This window comes from Ligilactobacillus sp. LYQ135 (assembly GCF_053711055.1).
On sequence record NZ_JBSJYT010000010.1, the window covers coordinates 12,700 to 30,359 of the forward strand.

The following is a 17,660-nucleotide window of genomic DNA, read 5'->3' on the forward strand; positions in this document are numbered from 1 at the left end:
ACTCTTTCTATAAAATTCCTGCATAATGAGCGGTATTAAATAGTGTTACCCCCACTAACGCAATTAATAAGATATTATATATTCGATTTAAAACTTCACAAGAAGCATGGCGATTAATCCATGTTCCTGCTAGTGCACCAATAATTGCAGCAATAATAACTGCAATCATTACTGAAATACTAATAGGTGGTTTAACACTTTCAAATGCAATCGTACACATTTTAGTCAGTTGAGCAAAGAAAATAATTCCAACTGAATAAACCGCAGCTTCGCGCAATGAAAATGAAAATAAAAACATTGTGATTGCTACATTAATTGGTCCACCACCGATTCCTAAATAAACTGAAAAAGTTCCTAAACCAACTCCTACAATAAAAATCAAAAAAGCGTTATTAAGGTGAAAACTAACAAGGCGTTTTTTCTCAAAGTTATAAATCAATACAAAAAGAAGCATTAAAAAAAGCATTAGTGATTGAATAACTTTAACTTTACTTTCAGGCAAACTTTGAACTGTTAGTAATAATAGTTTTTGTCCTAAAAAACCACCCAAAACTGATCCAAGTGAGATGGTGATTAAATCTTTAAAATTAAACTTAAATTGTTTTTTTAACTGGCGGTATAACGCTACAATTGACATTACAAAAACAGCTAATGATGAATAAAAGTTGATCGTTGCTGTTCCTGCACTACTCACAATGTCAAAAAGTGGTTTAATAACTACACCACCACCTAATCCAGTTGATGAACCTGATGCAGTTGCAATAAACACAATTAATGCATAAATAATTAACTCTCCCATTTTAACACCTCCTTTAATTTCAGTATATCGACTTGGTCCGTTAAATACATAATGCTTTGCTTACTAAAATGCTTGGTTTATATTTTGTATAAAAAAAACGCAATATCTTTGTTTTATGGTTTTAAAAAAGTGTATAATCGAATTTGTACAAACAAGTTTTGAATTGGAGGATTCATTATGCCAAAAATTTTTGCTTACAGTATTCGTAAAGATGAAGCTCCTTATGTTGAAGAATGGAAAGAAGCTCATCCAGAAGTCGAAGTTGAATATACAGATGCTTTATTAACACCTGAAAACGCAAATCTTGCTCAAGGAGCAGATGGGGTCGTTACATACCAACAACTTCCATATAAAGCTGACACTGTTCAAGCTTTACATGATGCTGGAATTGACAAATGGTCATTAAGAAATATCGGAATTGATAATATTGATTTGAAAAAAGCTAAGGAACTTGGATTTACTCTTACTAATGTTCCTGTGTACTCACCAAACGCAATTGCTGAACACGCAATTGTTCAAGCTGCCCGCATTTTACGCCAAGATAAACGCATGGATGATAAAATGGCACGTGGCGATATGCGTTGGGCACCAACAATTGGACGCGAAATTCGTGATCAAACGTTCGGAATCATTGGTACTGGTCACATTGGACGGGTATTTATGAACTTAGTTGAAGCATTTGGTGCTAAAATCGTTGCTTATGATAAGTTTCACAATGATGAAATTGAAAAGAAAGGTTACTACGTTGATTCACTTGATGAATTATACGCACAATCTGATGTGATTTCATTACACGTACCATCATTACCTGAAAACATTCATATGATTAACGATGACACTATTGCTAAAATGAAAGATAACGCGGTTATCATGAATGTGTCACGGGGCGATTTAATTGATACAGATGCATTACTGCGGGGCTTAGATAGTGGTAAATTATTTGGTGCTGTCCTTGATACTTATGAAGATGAAGTGGGAATTTTCAATGAGAATTGGGATGGTAAAGGTGTTCCAGATGCCCGCTTAAATGACTTAATTCACCGTGATAATGTCTTAGTAACACCTCATACTGCTTTTTACACTACTCATGCTGTGCGTGAAATGGTTACACAAGCATTTGATAACAACCTTTTAATGATCGAAGGTAAGGCTCCAAAGACTCCTGTTGACTTATCAAAATACTAAAATAAATTAAATTTGGAAAAGACTGTGACATAAGTTGCAGTCTTTTTTATATACGCTTGTTTAAGTGCTTTTTCACATCTTATTTAGAATCGGGCTCCAAAAGCAACAAGCTAAGCATAAGTACGAAACGCTTTGGATGGTTATGCATCCATGCGCATTTCTCGCTTATGCTACGCTTGTTTGAATGCTTTTTTCACACCTTATTTATACCCAACTTACAAAAAGTAAAGTATAATTTATACTATACAAGGAGGAATTTACTATGGAATTAACAGTTACTCCGACAGCTCAAATGCGGTTGGCAAAATATTTTGATGATCCGAATGCAATTGTTTTACTTGATTTTGATGATGGCGTTGGTTATCAACCCGAAGTTGCCGTTTCATGTACGTTAAATCAAGAATTTCGCTTACTGGTAGTTAATAAAAATAGTGATCACCATGAATACAACAAAATTTTAAAAACAGATTTGGGAGATTTTTATTACAAGGATTATTCCGAAACTTTTATGGATGAAAAAATGCGCATTGATGTTAAACCTAATGGCCAACTTACTCTTAAAGGCATTTATCGCGGCGAACTAACTCCTGCTTTAAACGTAATCGATTTAAGAAAAGAAAAAAATGATTAAAAAATAGCAAAAGCTTTTCTTAATAAGGAAGCTTTTGCTATTTTTATATAATAATTTATCGACTTTTAACTTTTAAATACTTAATAAATAAGACCATCATTACTAGCGTTAAGATCAATGTGATCCACATTGAAAGTTGCATTCCTAAAACAAATGAATGTGGAATTTCACTCACAACGATTAATAAAGTAACTGATACAGATCCAAAAATTTGTCGTAATGAATTATTTAGTGCAGTTGCATGACTAATTTCTTTAGGTGCTAAGTCATTGAAAACTTCTGACATTACAGGTGAAAATACTAATGCATTTCCCATCATTCTAATTGTGTATGCAACTGTCATTAACCATACTGGCATTGATGCTTGAATGAAAACAAATGGAACGGTTCCTAAAATCATTAAGGAAATTCCACTTAAAACCAAATGCCGGGGACCCAATTGGTCATATAATCTTCCTACAAAAGCCGCTGTAATAGCATTGATCGCTGCTCCTGGAAGTAATACCATTCCGGCTTGCATACTAGATAAATGCGTTACATCTTGTGCAAAAATTGAAACCATTTGTTCTGTTCCAAGCAAAACCATAAATGCTAGAATTGCAATTAAAGTCATTAAACGAAATGATTGCACTTTAAAGATTGTGACTTTCAACATCGGATTTTTCAATTTCAATTGCCGTTTAACAAACACATAAATTAAAAGTACGCCCACAACTAACATTGCTAATCCTAACACTAACTGTTGTTGCATTATTGTCAAACTTGCTAATGCTAAAGCAGATCCTATTAAGGAAATTATAACCGATGCCATATCAATTTTAATGTCGCGGGGGTTTGAAAAGTTTGGAAACATTAAGATTCCAATCACTAAAATAATTAACATGATTGGTAACACTAAAATAAACAAATACCGCCAACCTAACCAACTTAAAACAAATCCAGCTAAAGTTGGTCCAATTGCAGGTCCAAAAGCAACTACTAAACTAGAAATCCCCATAATAGTACCTCTTTTTTCAAGGGGATAAATTGTTACCATCGTCGTCATTTGAAATGACATTAAAATTCCACCAGCAGCTGCTTGAACTAACCGAGCAAGTAAGAGCATCCAGAAATTTTGGGCAATACATCCTAAAATCGTCCCTAAAGTAAATGTACTAATTGTTCCAATAAAAACTTGCCGGTTAGTAAATTTTTCATACATATTAGACGATAACGGAGTGACAATCCCAATTAAAAGGGTATATCCGGTTGTTAACCATTGAATCGTGGTCATTGCTTGATGCATTTCGCTTTGAATCACAGGCAAGGCCGTTACCATCATTGTTTGACTCATTAAACAAATAAAATTTGAAATCAACAGAATTGCTGAAACAATAATCCTTTTTTTAGGATCAATCGTATGTGCAATATCTTGCATTTCACCATCCCTTTCTAATGTTTCATTTTCAATTCTAAAAATAAATCATTGTATTTTTGAAGCATTTTTGCATCTAAATTTTGATAAACTTCCATTTTATCAAGCTGAGCTTCACTTGGATAAAAAGCTTGATTATTAGTAATGGTTTTACCAAGCAGTTGCTTAGCTGCTTGATTAGGTGTGGAATAACCAATATACCGTGCATTTTGAGCAGCATTTTGTGGTTCACACATAAAATTAATAAATGCATATGCTCCATTAATATTTTGCGCATTTTTAGAAATTACCATATTATCAAACCACAAGTTGGTTCCTTCTTTTGGCAAGACATAATGTAGATGCTTATTTTGACTTACCATATCATGTGCTTCACCAGAATATGTTACTGCAATTTGAGCTTCTTCAGTGATCAAATAATTTTTGATTTCATCTGAAACAATTGCTTTAATATTAGGCATAAGCTTCAATAATTGGTGGTAAGCTTGTTGCAACTGATGGGGATCTTTACTGTTAATTGAATTTCCATTATAAGTTAATCCAATGCCCATTAATTCACGGGCACCATCAATCATCATAATTTTATCTTTAAACCATGGTTCCCATAATTTCTTCCATGAATCCACATCATTTTTAGTATACTGTTTATCATTATACACAATTCCAAGAGTTCCCCAAAAGTATGGAATTGAATATTGATTATGTTCATCAAATGAAAGATTCATAAAGCGCGAATCGATGTACTTTACATTGGGAATTTGCGTCAAGTCAATTTTTTGTAATAATCCACTTTCTTTGAGCTTTTGAATCATATAGTCACTGGGAATAACAACATCATAATGAGTACCGCCTTGTTTTAGTTTTGTGTACATTGCCTCATTAGAATCAAAGGTTTCATACTCAACTTGATATCCTGTTTCTTTTTCAAACTTTTTAACCAAGTCAGGATCAATGTAATCCCCCCAGTTATAAATTGTTACTGTATTTTGGGTAGTTTTATTTTGTTTCTTTTGAATTTGAATGATACCAAAATTCAAGATGATAATAATACCAATAATACTTCCTAAAAAAACTTTTAGTCTTTTCATTCTCCTATTCCTTTTCCTTAACTGGTTGATTCTGATGACTAATAAAGTAATACCCTACTACTAAAAGAAGTGCAAAAATAAATACAAGTGTGCTTAAAGCATTAATTTCTAAACTAATTCCTTGACGTGCACGTGAATAAATTTCAACTGATAAAGTAGTAAAGCCCCCACCAGTTACAAAAAATGTTACGGCAAAGTCATCTAGTGAATATGTAAAAGCCATAAAATATGCTGCAATAATACTAGGAGTTAAAAATGGCAAAATTACTTTTGTCATTACTTGATGTGGAGCTGCTCCTAAATCATATGCAGCTTGAATCATGGAAATAGGTAATTCTTGTAACTTAGGTAAAATCATCAAAACTACAATTGGAATGCTAAAAGCAATATGTGATAATAATACCGTCCAAAATCCCAATTGCAATTTTGAAAAGTAAGTGCCTAAAACTGTAAATAAAATCAAGAAACTTGAACCAATAATTACGTCAGGTGATACCATTAAAATATTATTTAATGTTAACAATGCTTTTCTATGAATTTTGCGCTTAGTATAACGAATTGCCATTACTCCACCCAATCCAATTATCGTGGCAATTAATGCTGCCAAAAAAGCAAGCATAAATGTGTTCATTAAAATTACTAACATTCGCGTATCATTAAAAAGCTCCGTAAAATGACGAAAAGAAAATCCTGTAAATCGATTCATGGTATCAGCTTGATTAAAAGCATAGTAAATTAAATATCCAATTGGTAAATATAGAAAAATAAATAGTCCAATTAAATATATTTGTACTAAATGTGCCTTAAGTTTCATTTAACTGACCTCTTCTTTTCAACTGTAACATACATAATCATAATCATCGCAATAATTAAGATAACTCCAATTGTAGAACCCATTCCCCAATTTTGAGTAACTAAAAAATGTTCCTCAATTGCAGTTCCAAGCGTAATTACCCGATTACCACCAATCAAACGTGCAATCATAAATAACGATAATGAAGGAATAAAAACTGCTTGAACTCCGCTTCGAACTCCTGGCAATGATAATGGATAAATTACATGCCAAAAAGTTTGTAATCTGCTTGCTCCTAAATCATAACTTGCCTTAATTAATGACTGATCAATTTCAATTAAAGCATTATAAATTGGCAAGATCATAAATGGAACTTCAATATAAACTGCAACCATTAAGAAACTAAAGTTTGTAAATAATAATTGTTGCGGTGCAAATCCTAAAAATGAAATGAATTTATTTAAACTTCCATGCAGTCCTAAAATTCCCATAAAAGAATACGTTTTAAGAAGTAAATTAATCCATGTAGGTAAAATGATTAGTAGTAACCATAAATCCCGATACTTTAATTTTGTTAGCATATATGCAGTAGGATAACTAATTATTAAAGTTAAAAATGTAACAAAAAAAGCATACCAAACAGAATTTAACGTCATTAATAAATATTTTGGTGATGTAAAATATTGTTGATAGTTTGCCAATGTGAAATTGCCATTTAAATCTAAAAATGAATGAAACAAAATCAATGCTACTGGCATAATTACAAAAAGAATAATCCATAAAAAATATGGAATTACAAAAAGTCTCCTAGTTTTCATCTTTATTCTATCCGTTCTTCATATTGACTTAAACGTGCATTAAAAGCTTCCTCAGATTCGTTATATCGCATCACATGAATTGCTTCAGGTTCAAATGATAAACTCATTTGAGCTCCAATTTTAACCTTTTGCGTGGAATGTACCCGCCATCGGTAATTCATTTGATCACGACAAATAATTTCATAATAAACTCCTTTAAATAATTGCCGTTCAATTTTAACGTTAATTGTTTCACGTGAAATCATCGTTTTTAAAACCAAATCTTCTGGACGTAAGACCACTTCAACTTCTTCATTTGGCTGCATCCCCGCATCCACACACTTAAATTCATGTCCCGTAAATTCAACTAAGAAGTCTTTTTTCATCACTGCTGGCAAAATATTACTTTCACCAATAAAGTCAGCCACATAATGATTTAATGGTTCATCATAAATCGCTAACGGACTTCCTTTTTGAACAATATTGCCATTATTTAAAACAAAAATTTCATCACTCATTGTCAGTGCTTCTTCTTGATCATGTGTTACAAATACAAAAGTAATCCCCAACCGTTGTTGCAATGCTCTTAATTCATATTGCATGGCCACTCTTAATTTATGATCTAATGCTGATAAAGGCTCATCTAAAAGCAAAATTTGCGGTTCATTTACAATCGCCCGTGCAATCGCTACTCGTTGCTGTTGACCCCCGGACATTTCTCTAATATTTCGCTTTTCATAACCTTCAAGATGAACCATTTTCAACGCTTCTTTAACTTTAGTTTTAATTTCACTGTTTTTTTGTTTTTTTAACTTCAATCCAAAAGCAATATTTTCAGTAACATCCATATGCGGAAAAAGTGCATAATCTTGAAAAACTGTATTGACTTGACGTTTATTAGCAGGAATTGCATTTATATTTTGCCCATTAAAAATAATTTGGCCACTCGTTGGTTTTAAAAATCCTGCAATTAATTGTAAAATCGTAGTTTTACCACATCCAGATGGTCCCAACAATGTATAAAATTTACCTGCTTCTAAAGTAAAATTAATCTTCTTTAAAACCACGGTTTCATCATATGATTTAGTCACATTTTTTAATTCAATAATTGGTTGTGTTCTCATAATAGCCTCCTTAGTATCAACATGAATTTTATAACCGTATCAATATACACTATTTACGTCTATAAATAAAGAGGAGTTGCATAAAAACACCCTAAATTTTAGATAAAATTTAGGGTGATAATTTTTGTATATTTGTTATTTTTGAGTTGCTTTATTAATTACATCATCAGGACTATTTCCAGTTACTGTATGAACTTGGTTGCCTTCTTGCCATGTTAATTGATAAGTATCAGTAGCAATATCAAACATCCCCGTTCCTTGATTTTGAGGTGCTGGTAAATATACTTTTTCAAGTATGCTTACAATTTTTTTAGCGGTTGGAAGGGGATCTTGACCATCAACAGCTGACGCTCTCACCGTAAAGGACCAATTTCCTTCATTCCAATGTAAATACTGTTGTCCAGCTCCTGAATCAATTGTCCCGGTAATTCCATAACCTAGATTAACAATTGGTAATCCTTGAGTTTCAGCAGAAGTCTGATAGCCTTGATTATCAACATAACTTGCTGCTTGCTTATCATCACTAAATTGTTGTGCTTCTTCACTTTGACTTGATGCTACTTTTGAAAATTTTTCACTAACATTTTGTGAATTTACTTGTTCAGTTGTAGAAGTTTGTTGGTACGTTTCACTTAGACTAATCTTAGATGAACCTTTTTTTACTGCCGACTGCTTAGTTTGCTCTGTTTTTGCTTGCGTTGATTCTTTATAATGTTGGCTTTGAGCAGTTGAATTGCCACATCCTGCTAATACTAAAGCTAAAATTGCAACTAATGTTAAACTTGCTTTCTTCTTTTTCATCCTAATCTCCTCATAGACTTTTACATCTTAATTATACTCCCAAGTACTATAACCACAAAAATAAAAAAACTATGATTGGACTATTTTCCAACCATAGAATAAATTATATTAGTCACGCCGTTTATATAATGTAATCATTCCTGCAGTAGCTAGTAATGATATACCTAATATAACAATTACAATATTAGATTTTTCACCTGTTTGTGGAATTCCATGACCATAGCCTTTTCCGTGCCCTGAACCTTTACTAAAGTCACTACCACTATTATATGTCACCAATTTATTTCTCTTTAAACTTGCATTGCTTGATAATGAGCTACTTGATGAAACAACTGATGAACTTACACTGCTCAATAATGAGCTACTTGATGAAACAACTGATGAACTTACACTGCTTGATGATGAGCTACTTGATGAAACAGCTGATGAACTTACACTGCTCGATGATGAGCTACTTGATGAAGCAGCTGATGAACTTACACTGCTCGATGATGAGCTACTTGATGAAACAGCTGATGAACTTACACTGCTTGATGATGAGCTACTTGATGAAACAGCTGATGAACTTACACTGCTTGATGATGAGCTACTTGATGAAACAGCTGATGAACTTACACTGCTTGATGATGAACTTACACTGCTTGAATTTTCCATAAATACATAACTAATAGGAAGTTTCAATGTTTCAGTTGCCAAATTAATCATATTTTGATACTTATTTCCAGCAATTGATGAACTAGCATTTAAGTCCACCGGTGAAAAATAATGTGATTCTGCTACTTTTTCGTAATCAATATTGAAATATTGTTTCTTATTTGCGGTATTCAATGTTTTAGCTTTTAAATAGTATGTGTGATTAGGTAATAATGCTGTCACAGGCTTACCAGTTGCGCTGTCAAATACTTGAATATTTGAATCCAAATTTGATACAGCAATACTACCATTATACCCTGAAAATTCAAACTCTTGACTCTTCAAAGTTGTAGGATCAATTGTTAATGGATTATCTGCTGAAATATCATTCCCATTAGATTTCACAACTAGATTATCAGCTTTAGCTGTTTCTTCGTTTAATGGGTGAGATTGAGCATAATTCAATAATTGTTTACAAAAATCTGTGTGCATTAATAAAGATACTTGATCACCCTTATTAAAATCACTCATTCCACTAATAGCCCAAATTACAGTTTGAGTACAATCTTGTTCAAATTGATCTAAGCTATAATTATCCGGCAACATGATTCCTTGTTGTTGACATGTAGTTTTAAATTGGTCAAAACTATCTTGTGCTGTTTGTTGGAAAGCTTGTGAGACTTCCCATTTTCCAGTATCTTTATTTAAATGATATCCAGCCATCAATGCAGCAGAAGCTTCTTGAGCTTTTTTTTGCCCTGCCGTAGTATTCATCTGTTGCCAATATTCATATCCATTATACTCTTGACCTGGTCTATCAGGCGCACTTAATTGCCAATCATAACAGTAACATTTGCCAATATCATCATTTACACTAAAATGATCTACCAACCCATTATTAGGACTAGTATCCGGATTATATGCACTTTCTGTAGTTACCTGATACTTTCCCATATATCCTGATGTATTAGAATCATCATTAGCGCGAGGCATAATTGTTGTATTACTTGATTCTGGTGAGCTACTTGAAATCACTGATTCACTTGATTCTGATGAGCTACTTGAAATCACTGATTCACTTGATTCTGACGAACTACTTGAAATCATTGATTCACTTGATTCTGATGAGCTACTTGAAATCACTGATTCACTTGATTCTGATGAGCTACTTGAAATCACTGATTCACTATTATTTATGCTAATAGCTAATACACTAGAAACAAATATGTTAATAGTAAGCAATACAGTACTTACTACGGAAAATACATAAAGCAACCAATGCTTCTTTTTCATTTTACATCCCCCTATAAATTTGGAATTTTTGACTAATTAACCGTCCTTTTTAAGGTATCATAATATGAAATTACGCACTACTATTAATAGTATCTTTTTAATTATTCTTATTATCTTTTTAATCATTCTTATTATCTTTTTAATCATTCTTAAAAAACAATAACTAAGATGTAACAAAAAAGGATGCTACTGCATCCCATTCATTTTTTATTATTAAATTAAAAAATTGTAAAGAAATAAACTCCTAACTAAAATTCAATTCTCACATCAATCTCTTTAGAAAAATTTTTCTTACTTTAAATTTTAATATATAAAATTATTTCAAAAACTATGCTTTTAAACTTTATATCTACTTCAATTGATTATCTAATTCATTATCGTACATTTCTGTTTGTAAGTAATTATATAGCATCGCTTCTTTTTGTGAAGCTGGATTCATCCCTAAAATTTCAGCAATTTTAAAAGCATATGCCATTGCTGTAGCTGGTCCGCGACTTGTAATAATTTTACCATCTTCATCAACTACCACAATATCATCTAAATGAGTTGCATTTTTAATTTTGTCTTCAAATTGTTTTTCAACGCCAGGGAAGCATGTATATTGATGGTTATCTAATAAACCATAACGTGCAAACGCAATTGGACCAGCACACATTGCTGCATTCCACATGCCTTTTTGATTTCGTTTTTGAATTAAGTGCATTAATTCATCACTATCACGCAAGTTTTCTGCTCCCTTTGATCCTCCTGGAAAAATGACAATATCATAGTTCAAAAGTTCTTCACTCATAACTTTGTCGCATGTTAATTGAATTTGATGAGCACCTAAAACGTTAATATCATACAAGCCAACCATATCAACGTTAACACCTAATCTTCTTAAAACATCAACAGGTGTTAAGGCTTCAATTTCTTCACATCCAGGTGCAATCATTACAGCGGCACGTTTCATAATTATCGCTCCTTTTCATTATATTACTTCTATTATAACCTACTTACCGTTTTTGACGTAATATCGTGTTTTCTTTACTCCGAGCGAAACGATCACTTGGGCAAAGACAAAGGTAAGTTTGAATTACTAGCATTAAACATAGAATCATTCCAAATACTAAATTTTTTTGAGCTCTAAAGCATATGACTAATCCCCAAAAAACTAAAGTCCAAATGATAATGGGCATTATTTTAAAACCAATATCATGAAAGCGACGAAACATTACTGCTAGACTTGCGATTAATAACCCGATACTAATTGCCATTGAAATTACTTGTCCTACAAAAATAATTCCACTGTAATCTAAAACTGCTCCTGCCTGGAAAAAAGCATATAAAATCGTAATTTGAATTAAAATTGCAATTAGTAAGTTAAGTTGGGCCCACCAATACCCTGAAACTGTAGAGTAACCGTTAAAACTAAAAAGACCTTGCCAATAATTTTTAATTGCTTGTACAAAATTAACTTTCCCAGTTTCTTTAATGCTTTTCATTTTTCCCTTGCTCCTCAACCGTACCATCTGGATAAATGATAATATTTGGTTGTTCAACTTTTTCAGTTGATTTGGGACTTTGTGTTTCCTTCTTCTTTTCAACCCAGAAATTTACAAAACGATTTGAACTACTTGTCCGACAAGCATCTGAAGGTAAACAAGTTAACACAAGAGTAATAATTCCACATGCTAACATAATCAATACTTGAATCAATATTAAAAAGACCGTTGTTCCACTCATATTGACAAATACCATACATGTAATAACCATGAGAATAGTTAATCCTAAAACTAGCGGAATTAAAATCAATGCTAAAATTGCAGATAATTTTAAGCCAACATCACGTAATCTTCTAAATAAAACTGCCATTTCACCAATCATTAGTACACAAAGTCCGACCCATAGTGCCAATGTTAAAATGAACATAATAGGAATTCCCACAATTGGAATAATCATTCCAAAAGTCATTAGTGCCATTGCACAAAGTAGTAACACAAATTGTGTAATAAAAACATTCAATATAGCCCACCAATATCCCGCAACTGTTGAACGTCCGCCAAAGCTAAATAAGCCGTGCCAAAAATCAACTACCGCAGTTTGAAAACTAATACTTCCTGTTTCTTCAATTCTTCTCATTATTAAATAAAAATCCTTTCTGATAATAAACTATTTCGAGTATAACATAAATTCAACCGTCTATTATCAAAAAGAATTTTAAGTATACACTATTCTGAGATTCTTCCACTTGGAATGCACCATACAATTAATGAAATTCCCAAACTAACACAAAAGGCTGCTAATATAAATGCAATAGTTGGAAATAAAATAAATAAAATATAAATTGCATAATCAAAAATTACAAGTAACGTAATCCAAAGTGTCTTCATTCCTGCATCTTTTAATCGCCGAAAAATTAAAGCAGTAAGCGGAATTATCAAAATAATTGTAATTCCATATAAAATCGTATTTAAAATTGCTCCACTTACTCCACCAGCGTAACTTTCACTTAAAGTTCCAAAAATTAGATTATTAAGTATAATTGCTACAATCCATTCAATGATACCAATCCAAAATGCCTTGCGGGTACTTTTTCCATTGAAACTGAAAAATCCCTTCCAAAAATCCAATAAACTATCCTTAACGCTAATATTGCCTTGTTCGATAACTTGTTTCATATTCTCTTTCCTTTCGTTCAAAACATTATCTTTATTTATTATATGGGACAAAAAAGAAATAAATGTGATCTTTATGTTAAAAATTACTCAACTGCATTTTCTTGCATCCACTTATGAAAATCTCCACGATATAAAAGCAGACCAATTCCAAATGTAATCACATCAGCTGCTGGTTGCGCCCAAATCACACCATGATATCCTAAAAGACTTGCACAAATAAACATTGTGATTACGTAAACAAATCCTTGGCGTGCAAATGACATTGTAAATGCACTCCAAGCTTTCCCAGCAGACTGGAAAACAGTTGTAAATACTAAAATTGCTCCAATAAATGGAGTTGTACTTAAACATACTCGCAACATATAAGTCCCTAATTCAATAATTTGCGAATCATTCATGAAAATTTTAATTAATATCGGTGCAAACAACATTAAAATAACTGAGAAAATAATTGCATAAACCACCTCAATTAAAAGATCAAAGTGAAGTGCTTCCTTGAACCGCTTAACATTTTTAGCACCATAATTATATCCAATTAATGGTTGAGCTCCAAACGCAAAGCCAATCATTACCAGGGAAATAATTGAAGCAATCTTTTGAGTAATTCCCATCGCAGCTACTTCTGCAGCTCCATATGAAGCTAAATAATTATTTAGTAAAGCAATTCCAAAACTTTGCATTAAATTAGTGATTGAAGCGGGAATGCCAATTGCTAAAACATCCTTTACTTCTGCGATATTAACATGTGCTTTTTTTATATCAACATTAACATGTTCACAATCGTGTACAGTATAGTAAATCAATACTCCTAATTCAAGTGCGTATCCTAAAATATTAGACACTGCCACTCCTGCAGTTCCCCAATTAAATCCAAAAATAAAAATTGGATCCAAAATCAACGATAAAATAATTCCATAAATCGTCGCCATCATACTTTGCTTAGCAAATCCTTCGGTACGAATGATATTTGTCGGAACTAAAGTGGTAATTACAATTGGTGAACCAGCTACAAAAATACGATAAAAGTCAGCAGCATATTGATAAGTTTCTTCAGTTGCTCCTAATAAATGTAAAATTGGTTTTTCAAAAATCAACATCAAAATCATCACGATGATGCCTAATACAATTGAATAGTAGAAGCAAAAACTACTAATCCGTGCACTTTTTTCATACTCTTTTTGGCCAAATAAACGCGAAATTAAGGAACTCCCTCCAATTCCAAAAATATCTCCTAAAGCAAGCATAAACATAAATAGCGGTGTACAAATCGTAATTCCTGCAACCAAGTCGGTATTATTGGTTTTAGCAATAAAAAAAGTATCCGCTAAGTTATACACCATACTGGCAAGCATGGCCATTACTACTGGCAAAGAAATTTTAAAATAAACTTGCTTAATTGGCGCTTTTTCAAATAATTCGTCCATTCTAATATTTCCTTTCTAGTGGTCCTTTTTAAACTCTTCAAGCGTTCATGATATAATAATGTTAATTATATCAAGGTAAAAATTAGATTAATAGAGGAGATTTTGAAAGTGGCAATTTATCTTTATGAAGATAAGCGTGGTAAAATTTTGTTTCTAGACTGGTATTATAAAATTAAAGAAAAAGATCCAAGCATTTATCGCAAAGTTAATGATATGTTAGATCAAATGCGCAACCAATCCTTGCCACTGACTCGTCCTACTGTTAAACGGATGATTTTAAGATTACCTTATCGTCATCTTTATAAAATTAGATTAGGGAAATACCGTTTGATGTTCATTGCTCAAGATGGTGATTACTTTATCATGCATGCATTTCGCAAAACAACTCAAAAAACACCTGATAAGGAAATTCATCAAGTTGATCGTGAAATTAAACAACATCACTACATTCTTCTAAAATCAAAAATGTTAACAGAAAGTGAGTACTAATAAATGGCAGAAGTATATTTTCAAAAAATGACTCCTGAAGGATATCAGCAAATCGTTGATGAAATTGAAGCTCTTAAAGCTGATCGCCCAGCTAAAATCAAACAACTTCAAGAAGCACGTGCACTTGGTGATCTTTCCGAAAATGCCGAATATAGTGCTGCTAAACGTGATTTACGCCATTTAGAAAATCGGTTGCGCTACTTAAATAAGCAACTTCAATACGCTCAAATTATTAAGCCTGAAAACAATGGTAAAGTTGATATTGGCACAACTGTAAAATTACGTTTTGAAGATGATGATGAAGTTGAAACTTATCATATTGTGGGTAAGCAAGAAGCTCGGGTAGAAGAACACAAAATTTCATTTGATTCCCCAATTGGACGGGCCATTATGCATCAAAAAGCCGGCACAACCGTTAATGTTGTTGCACCGGCTTCATCATATCAAGTAACAATTGAAGATGTTTCTTTATAATTAGTCATTAATTAACTGCTTTAGCAGTTGATTGGTGACTTTTTTTATGTTCGGTTTCAGTTTTAATCTTCTTTTTACGCAACAATCTTAAAGAATTAAGTACCGCAATTAATGTTACTCCAACATCTGCAAAAACAGCTTCCCACATTGAAGCTAATCCAAATCCACCTAATACTAGAAAAATTGCTTTCATTCCTAGTGAAATTGAAATGTTTTCGTAAACAATTGTTTTAGTTTTATGTGCTAATTGAATTAATTTTGGTAAAACAGCAGGATCATCGTGAATCAATACTACATCTGAAGCTTCAATCGCTGCATCAGATCCTAATGCTCCCATAGATACACCAACATCTGCAAGTGCTAAACTTGGAGTATCATTTAATCCATCGCCGACAAAAGCAACTTTTTCATCCGGATGTTCCTCATGAAACTTCGCAATTTCACTAACTTTATCTTGTGGCATTAAGTTAGTTTTTACTTCAGCAATCCCAACTTCATGAGCCATTTTTTCCCCAACATTTTTATCATCGCCTGTAAGCATCATAATATTATCAATTCCAATTTCTTCTAAACGTTCAATTGTTTCCTTAGCAGTTGGTTTCAATGTATCTTCAACTTTAATTGAGCCTAAATAGCGGCCATCAATCGCCACAAATACCATCGTTCCTTTGAACTTAGGAATATTAAACCCTTTAATATGATATTTTTGCATTAACTTGGCATTTCCTACATAAACTTCGCACCCATCAATTCGTGCTTTCACTCCTAATCCGACCAATTCTTTAACACATTCAACTTTTGAATCGAGTTTTCCTGCATAACTTTTTACGACTGCTTGTGCAATTGGATGAGGAGAATGTTGCTCTACTAAAGCTGCCAAGCGTAAAACTTTTTCTTCTGTAAATCCATCTTGAGCATATACTTTAGTAACCATAAACTTTCCTTGAGTTAAAGTTCCCGTTTTATCAAAGATCACCCCATTAACTTGTGCAAGAGCTTCTAAATAGTTACTTCCCTTAACTAAAGCTCCCATCTTTGAGGCTGCTCCAATTCCACTAAAGTAGCTTAAAGGCACTGAAATTACCAATGCACATGGACATGAAATTACTAAGAAAATCAATGCTCGTGAAATCCATGGTTGTATTCCTGTGTGCATAAATAATGGTGGAATAACCGCTAATAATACTGCCGCAGCAACTACAATTGGGGTGTAAATTCGGCTAAACTTTGTGATAAAGTTTTCCGTTTTCGCCTTGCGACTTGAGGCATTTTCAACTAAGTCTAAAATTTTAGCAACTGTAGAATCAGCATAAGCATGAGTTACTTTAACTTTTAAAACACCATCTTCAACAATCATTCCACTTAAAAGATGATCATTAAGTTCTAAATGCCGTGAAACTGATTCTCCAGTCAAAGCGGCCGTATTAACATCGGCTTCTCCTAAAATAATAATTCCATCAACGGGAACCTTATCTCCCGGTTTAATTACTAAAGTATCCCCTACTTTTACACTTTGTGAAAGAACTTGTTCTTCTTTTCCATTAACAATTCGAATTGTTTTAGAAGGACGATTATCCAATAAGTTAGTTACTGACTCTTGTGAAGATTTAACCGCAGTATCTTGGAAAAATTCTCCAACTTCGTAAAGCAAAATTACCATCACCGCTTCTGGATATTGGTGAATTGCAAATGCTCCTAAAGTTGCAACTAACATCAAAAAGTTTTCATCAAAAACTTGCCCATATAAAATATTCTTTAAAGCTTTCCATAAAACTTGATATCCAACTATAATAAACGCAACTAAATAGATTAAGATTGCAATTGAATTTTGAGGCATTAAATACGCAACTAACGTTAAGATGGCACTAATAACGATTCGAATCACGGTTAATTTTTCTTCGTAATCTAATTTTTTTAATTTCATCGCAAGTCCTCCTCGTCTACCTATGTAAATATATGAACATATATTCATATCTTTGATACGTTTATCATATTCCTTTTAGATCTCAATTGCAAGAATTTCTTTGATTTGCCAAAATTTCTTTGCTGGAATAC

Annotated in this window: 18 protein-coding genes; 4 read left to right on the plus strand and 14 right to left on the minus strand. The window is 32.6% G+C overall.

All coding sequences use genetic code 11. The annotated features are described in order from the left end of the window. Positions 1-7 precede the first annotated feature (7 nt). The gene (locus ACWCL1_RS07725) at positions 8-799 is read right to left on the minus strand and encodes a TSUP family transporter (protein ID WP_454546334.1); all 792 of its coding nucleotides are present in this window, start codon (positions 797-799) and stop codon (positions 8-10) included. Between the two features lie 177 nt (positions 800-976). Between ACWCL1_RS07725 and ACWCL1_RS07730 the strand changes: the two genes are divergently transcribed. Together ACWCL1_RS07730 and ACWCL1_RS07735 are read left to right on the plus strand one after the other, a co-directional pair. Next, positions 977-1,984: a D-2-hydroxyacid dehydrogenase gene (locus ACWCL1_RS07730; protein WP_454546335.1), complete on the plus strand. Its 1,008-nt coding sequence runs from the start codon at positions 977-979 to the stop codon at positions 1,982-1,984. Between the two features lie 262 nt (positions 1,985-2,246). Further along, complete coding sequence (locus tag ACWCL1_RS07735; protein ID WP_454546336.1) at positions 2,247-2,615, plus strand: iron-sulfur cluster biosynthesis family protein; 369 nt, start codon at positions 2,247-2,249, stop codon at positions 2,613-2,615. 55 nt (positions 2,616-2,670) lie between these two features. Here ACWCL1_RS07735 and ACWCL1_RS07740 read toward each other — a convergent pair whose 3' ends face one another. The 12 genes from ACWCL1_RS07740 to ACWCL1_RS07795 all read right to left on the minus strand — a co-directional run bounded on the left by ACWCL1_RS07740 (position 2,671) and on the right by ACWCL1_RS07795 (position 14,642). Next, positions 2,671-4,032 (minus strand): MFS transporter, encoded by a 1,362-nt coding sequence (locus ACWCL1_RS07740; protein ID WP_454546337.1) that lies wholly within the window; start codon positions 4,030-4,032, stop codon positions 2,671-2,673. 14 nt (positions 4,033-4,046) lie between these two features. Next, positions 4,047-5,117, minus strand: a complete 1,071-nt coding sequence (locus ACWCL1_RS07745; protein WP_454546338.1) for an ABC transporter substrate-binding protein — start codon at positions 5,115-5,117, stop codon at positions 4,047-4,049. Positions 5,118-5,121: 4 nt separating this feature from the next. Beyond that, the gene (locus ACWCL1_RS07750; RefSeq protein WP_454546339.1) at positions 5,122-5,931 is read right to left on the minus strand and encodes an ABC transporter permease; all 810 of its coding nucleotides are present in this window, start codon (positions 5,929-5,931) and stop codon (positions 5,122-5,124) included. Continuing rightward, positions 5,928-6,728 (minus strand): ABC transporter permease, encoded by an 801-nt coding sequence (locus ACWCL1_RS07755; protein WP_454546340.1) that lies wholly within the window; start codon positions 6,726-6,728, stop codon positions 5,928-5,930. The genes ACWCL1_RS07750 and ACWCL1_RS07755 overlap by 4 nt, the downstream gene beginning before the upstream one ends. Positions 6,729-6,730: 2 nt before the next feature. Then, entirely contained in the window at positions 6,731-7,831 is a 1,101-nt protein-coding gene (locus ACWCL1_RS07760) for an ABC transporter ATP-binding protein (protein ID WP_454546341.1), read from the minus strand. A gap of 135 nt (positions 7,832-7,966) precedes the next feature. Next, a complete protein-coding gene (locus tag ACWCL1_RS07765) occupies positions 7,967-8,632 on the minus strand; it encodes a hypothetical protein (RefSeq protein ID WP_454546342.1) in 666 nt (221 codons plus the stop codon). Positions 8,633-8,740: 108 nt separating this feature from the next. Next, entirely contained in the window at positions 8,741-10,558 is a 1,818-nt protein-coding gene (locus ACWCL1_RS07770) for an LPXTG cell wall anchor domain-containing protein (RefSeq protein ID WP_454546343.1), read from the minus strand. 349 nt (positions 10,559-10,907) lie between these two features. Then, complete coding sequence (locus tag ACWCL1_RS07775; RefSeq protein ID WP_454546344.1) at positions 10,908-11,510, minus strand: DJ-1 family glyoxalase III; 603 nt, start codon at positions 11,508-11,510, stop codon at positions 10,908-10,910. A gap of 43 nt (positions 11,511-11,553) precedes the next feature. Beyond that, positions 11,554-12,042, minus strand: a complete 489-nt coding sequence (locus tag ACWCL1_RS07780; protein WP_454546345.1) for a DUF805 domain-containing protein — start codon at positions 12,040-12,042, stop codon at positions 11,554-11,556. Next, positions 12,029-12,679 (minus strand): DUF805 domain-containing protein, encoded by a 651-nt coding sequence (locus ACWCL1_RS07785; protein ID WP_454546346.1) that lies wholly within the window; start codon positions 12,677-12,679, stop codon positions 12,029-12,031. The genes ACWCL1_RS07780 and ACWCL1_RS07785 overlap by 14 nt, the downstream gene beginning before the upstream one ends. 89 nt (positions 12,680-12,768) lie before the next feature. Next, complete coding sequence (locus ACWCL1_RS07790; RefSeq protein ID WP_454546347.1) at positions 12,769-13,218, minus strand: DUF805 domain-containing protein; 450 nt, start codon at positions 13,216-13,218, stop codon at positions 12,769-12,771. Between the two features lie 83 nt (positions 13,219-13,301). Beyond that, entirely contained in the window at positions 13,302-14,642 is a 1,341-nt protein-coding gene (locus ACWCL1_RS07795) for an MATE family efflux transporter (protein ID WP_454546348.1), read from the minus strand. Positions 14,643-14,750: 108 nt separating this feature from the next. Here ACWCL1_RS07795 and ACWCL1_RS07800 point away from each other — a divergent pair, with 108 nt between their 5' ends. Continuing rightward, a complete protein-coding gene (locus ACWCL1_RS07800; RefSeq protein WP_454546349.1) occupies positions 14,751-15,131 on the plus strand; it encodes a type II toxin-antitoxin system RelE/ParE family toxin in 381 nt (126 codons plus the stop codon). A 3-nt stretch (positions 15,132-15,134) separates the two neighbouring features. After that, positions 15,135-15,605 (plus strand): transcription elongation factor GreA, encoded by a 471-nt coding sequence (greA, locus tag ACWCL1_RS07805; RefSeq protein WP_454546350.1) that lies wholly within the window; start codon positions 15,135-15,137, stop codon positions 15,603-15,605. Between the two features lie 7 nt (positions 15,606-15,612). On the opposite strand, the gene ACWCL1_RS07810 is transcribed toward greA, so the two are convergent. After that, positions 15,613-17,529, minus strand: a complete 1,917-nt coding sequence (locus ACWCL1_RS07810) for a heavy metal translocating P-type ATPase (protein WP_454546351.1) — start codon at positions 17,527-17,529, stop codon at positions 15,613-15,615. Between the last annotated feature and the right edge of the window lie 131 nt (positions 17,530-17,660).

What these genes read in the sequence shown, in the direction of transcription:
- ACWCL1_RS07725 (WP_454546334.1), bottom strand. Translation starts at nt 799, where the DNA reads ATGGGAGAGTTAATTATTTATGCATTAATTGTGTTTATTGCAACTGCA.
- ACWCL1_RS07730 (WP_454546335.1), top strand. Translation starts at nt 977, where the DNA reads ATGCCAAAAATTTTTGCTTACAGTATTCGTAAAGATGAAGCTCCTTAT.
- ACWCL1_RS07735 (WP_454546336.1), top strand. Translation starts at nt 2,247, where the DNA reads ATGGAATTAACAGTTACTCCGACAGCTCAAATGCGGTTGGCAAAATAT.
- ACWCL1_RS07740 (WP_454546337.1), bottom strand. Translation starts at nt 4,032, where the DNA reads ATGCAAGATATTGCACATACGATTGATCCTAAAAAAAGGATTATTGTT.
- ACWCL1_RS07745 (WP_454546338.1), bottom strand. Translation starts at nt 5,117, where the DNA reads ATGAAAAGACTAAAAGTTTTTTTAGGAAGTATTATTGGTATTATTATC.
- ACWCL1_RS07750 (WP_454546339.1), bottom strand. Translation starts at nt 5,931, where the DNA reads ATGAAACTTAAGGCACATTTAGTACAAATATATTTAATTGGACTATTT.
- ACWCL1_RS07755 (WP_454546340.1), bottom strand. Translation starts at nt 6,728, where the DNA reads ATGAAAACTAGGAGACTTTTTGTAATTCCATATTTTTTATGGATTATT.
- ACWCL1_RS07760 (WP_454546341.1), bottom strand. Translation starts at nt 7,831, where the DNA reads ATGAGAACACAACCAATTATTGAATTAAAAAATGTGACTAAATCATAT.
- ACWCL1_RS07765 (WP_454546342.1), bottom strand. Translation starts at nt 8,632, where the DNA reads ATGAAAAAGAAGAAAGCAAGTTTAACATTAGTTGCAATTTTAGCTTTA.
- ACWCL1_RS07770 (WP_454546343.1), bottom strand. Translation starts at nt 10,558, where the DNA reads ATGAAAAAGAAGCATTGGTTGCTTTATGTATTTTCCGTAGTAAGTACT.
- ACWCL1_RS07775 (WP_454546344.1), bottom strand. Translation starts at nt 11,510, where the DNA reads ATGAAACGTGCCGCTGTAATGATTGCACCTGGATGTGAAGAAATTGAA.
- ACWCL1_RS07780 (WP_454546345.1), bottom strand. Translation starts at nt 12,042, where the DNA reads ATGAAAAGCATTAAAGAAACTGGGAAAGTTAATTTTGTACAAGCAATT.
- ACWCL1_RS07785 (WP_454546346.1), bottom strand. Translation starts at nt 12,679, where the DNA reads ATGAGAAGAATTGAAGAAACAGGAAGTATTAGTTTTCAAACTGCGGTA.
- ACWCL1_RS07790 (WP_454546347.1), bottom strand. Translation starts at nt 13,218, where the DNA reads ATGAAACAAGTTATCGAACAAGGCAATATTAGCGTTAAGGATAGTTTA.
- ACWCL1_RS07795 (WP_454546348.1), bottom strand. Translation starts at nt 14,642, where the DNA reads ATGGACGAATTATTTGAAAAAGCGCCAATTAAGCAAGTTTATTTTAAA.
- greA (WP_454546350.1), top strand. Translation starts at nt 15,135, where the DNA reads ATGGCAGAAGTATATTTTCAAAAAATGACTCCTGAAGGATATCAGCAA.
- ACWCL1_RS07810 (WP_454546351.1), bottom strand. Translation starts at nt 17,529, where the DNA reads ATGAAATTAAAAAAATTAGATTACGAAGAAAAATTAACCGTGATTCGA.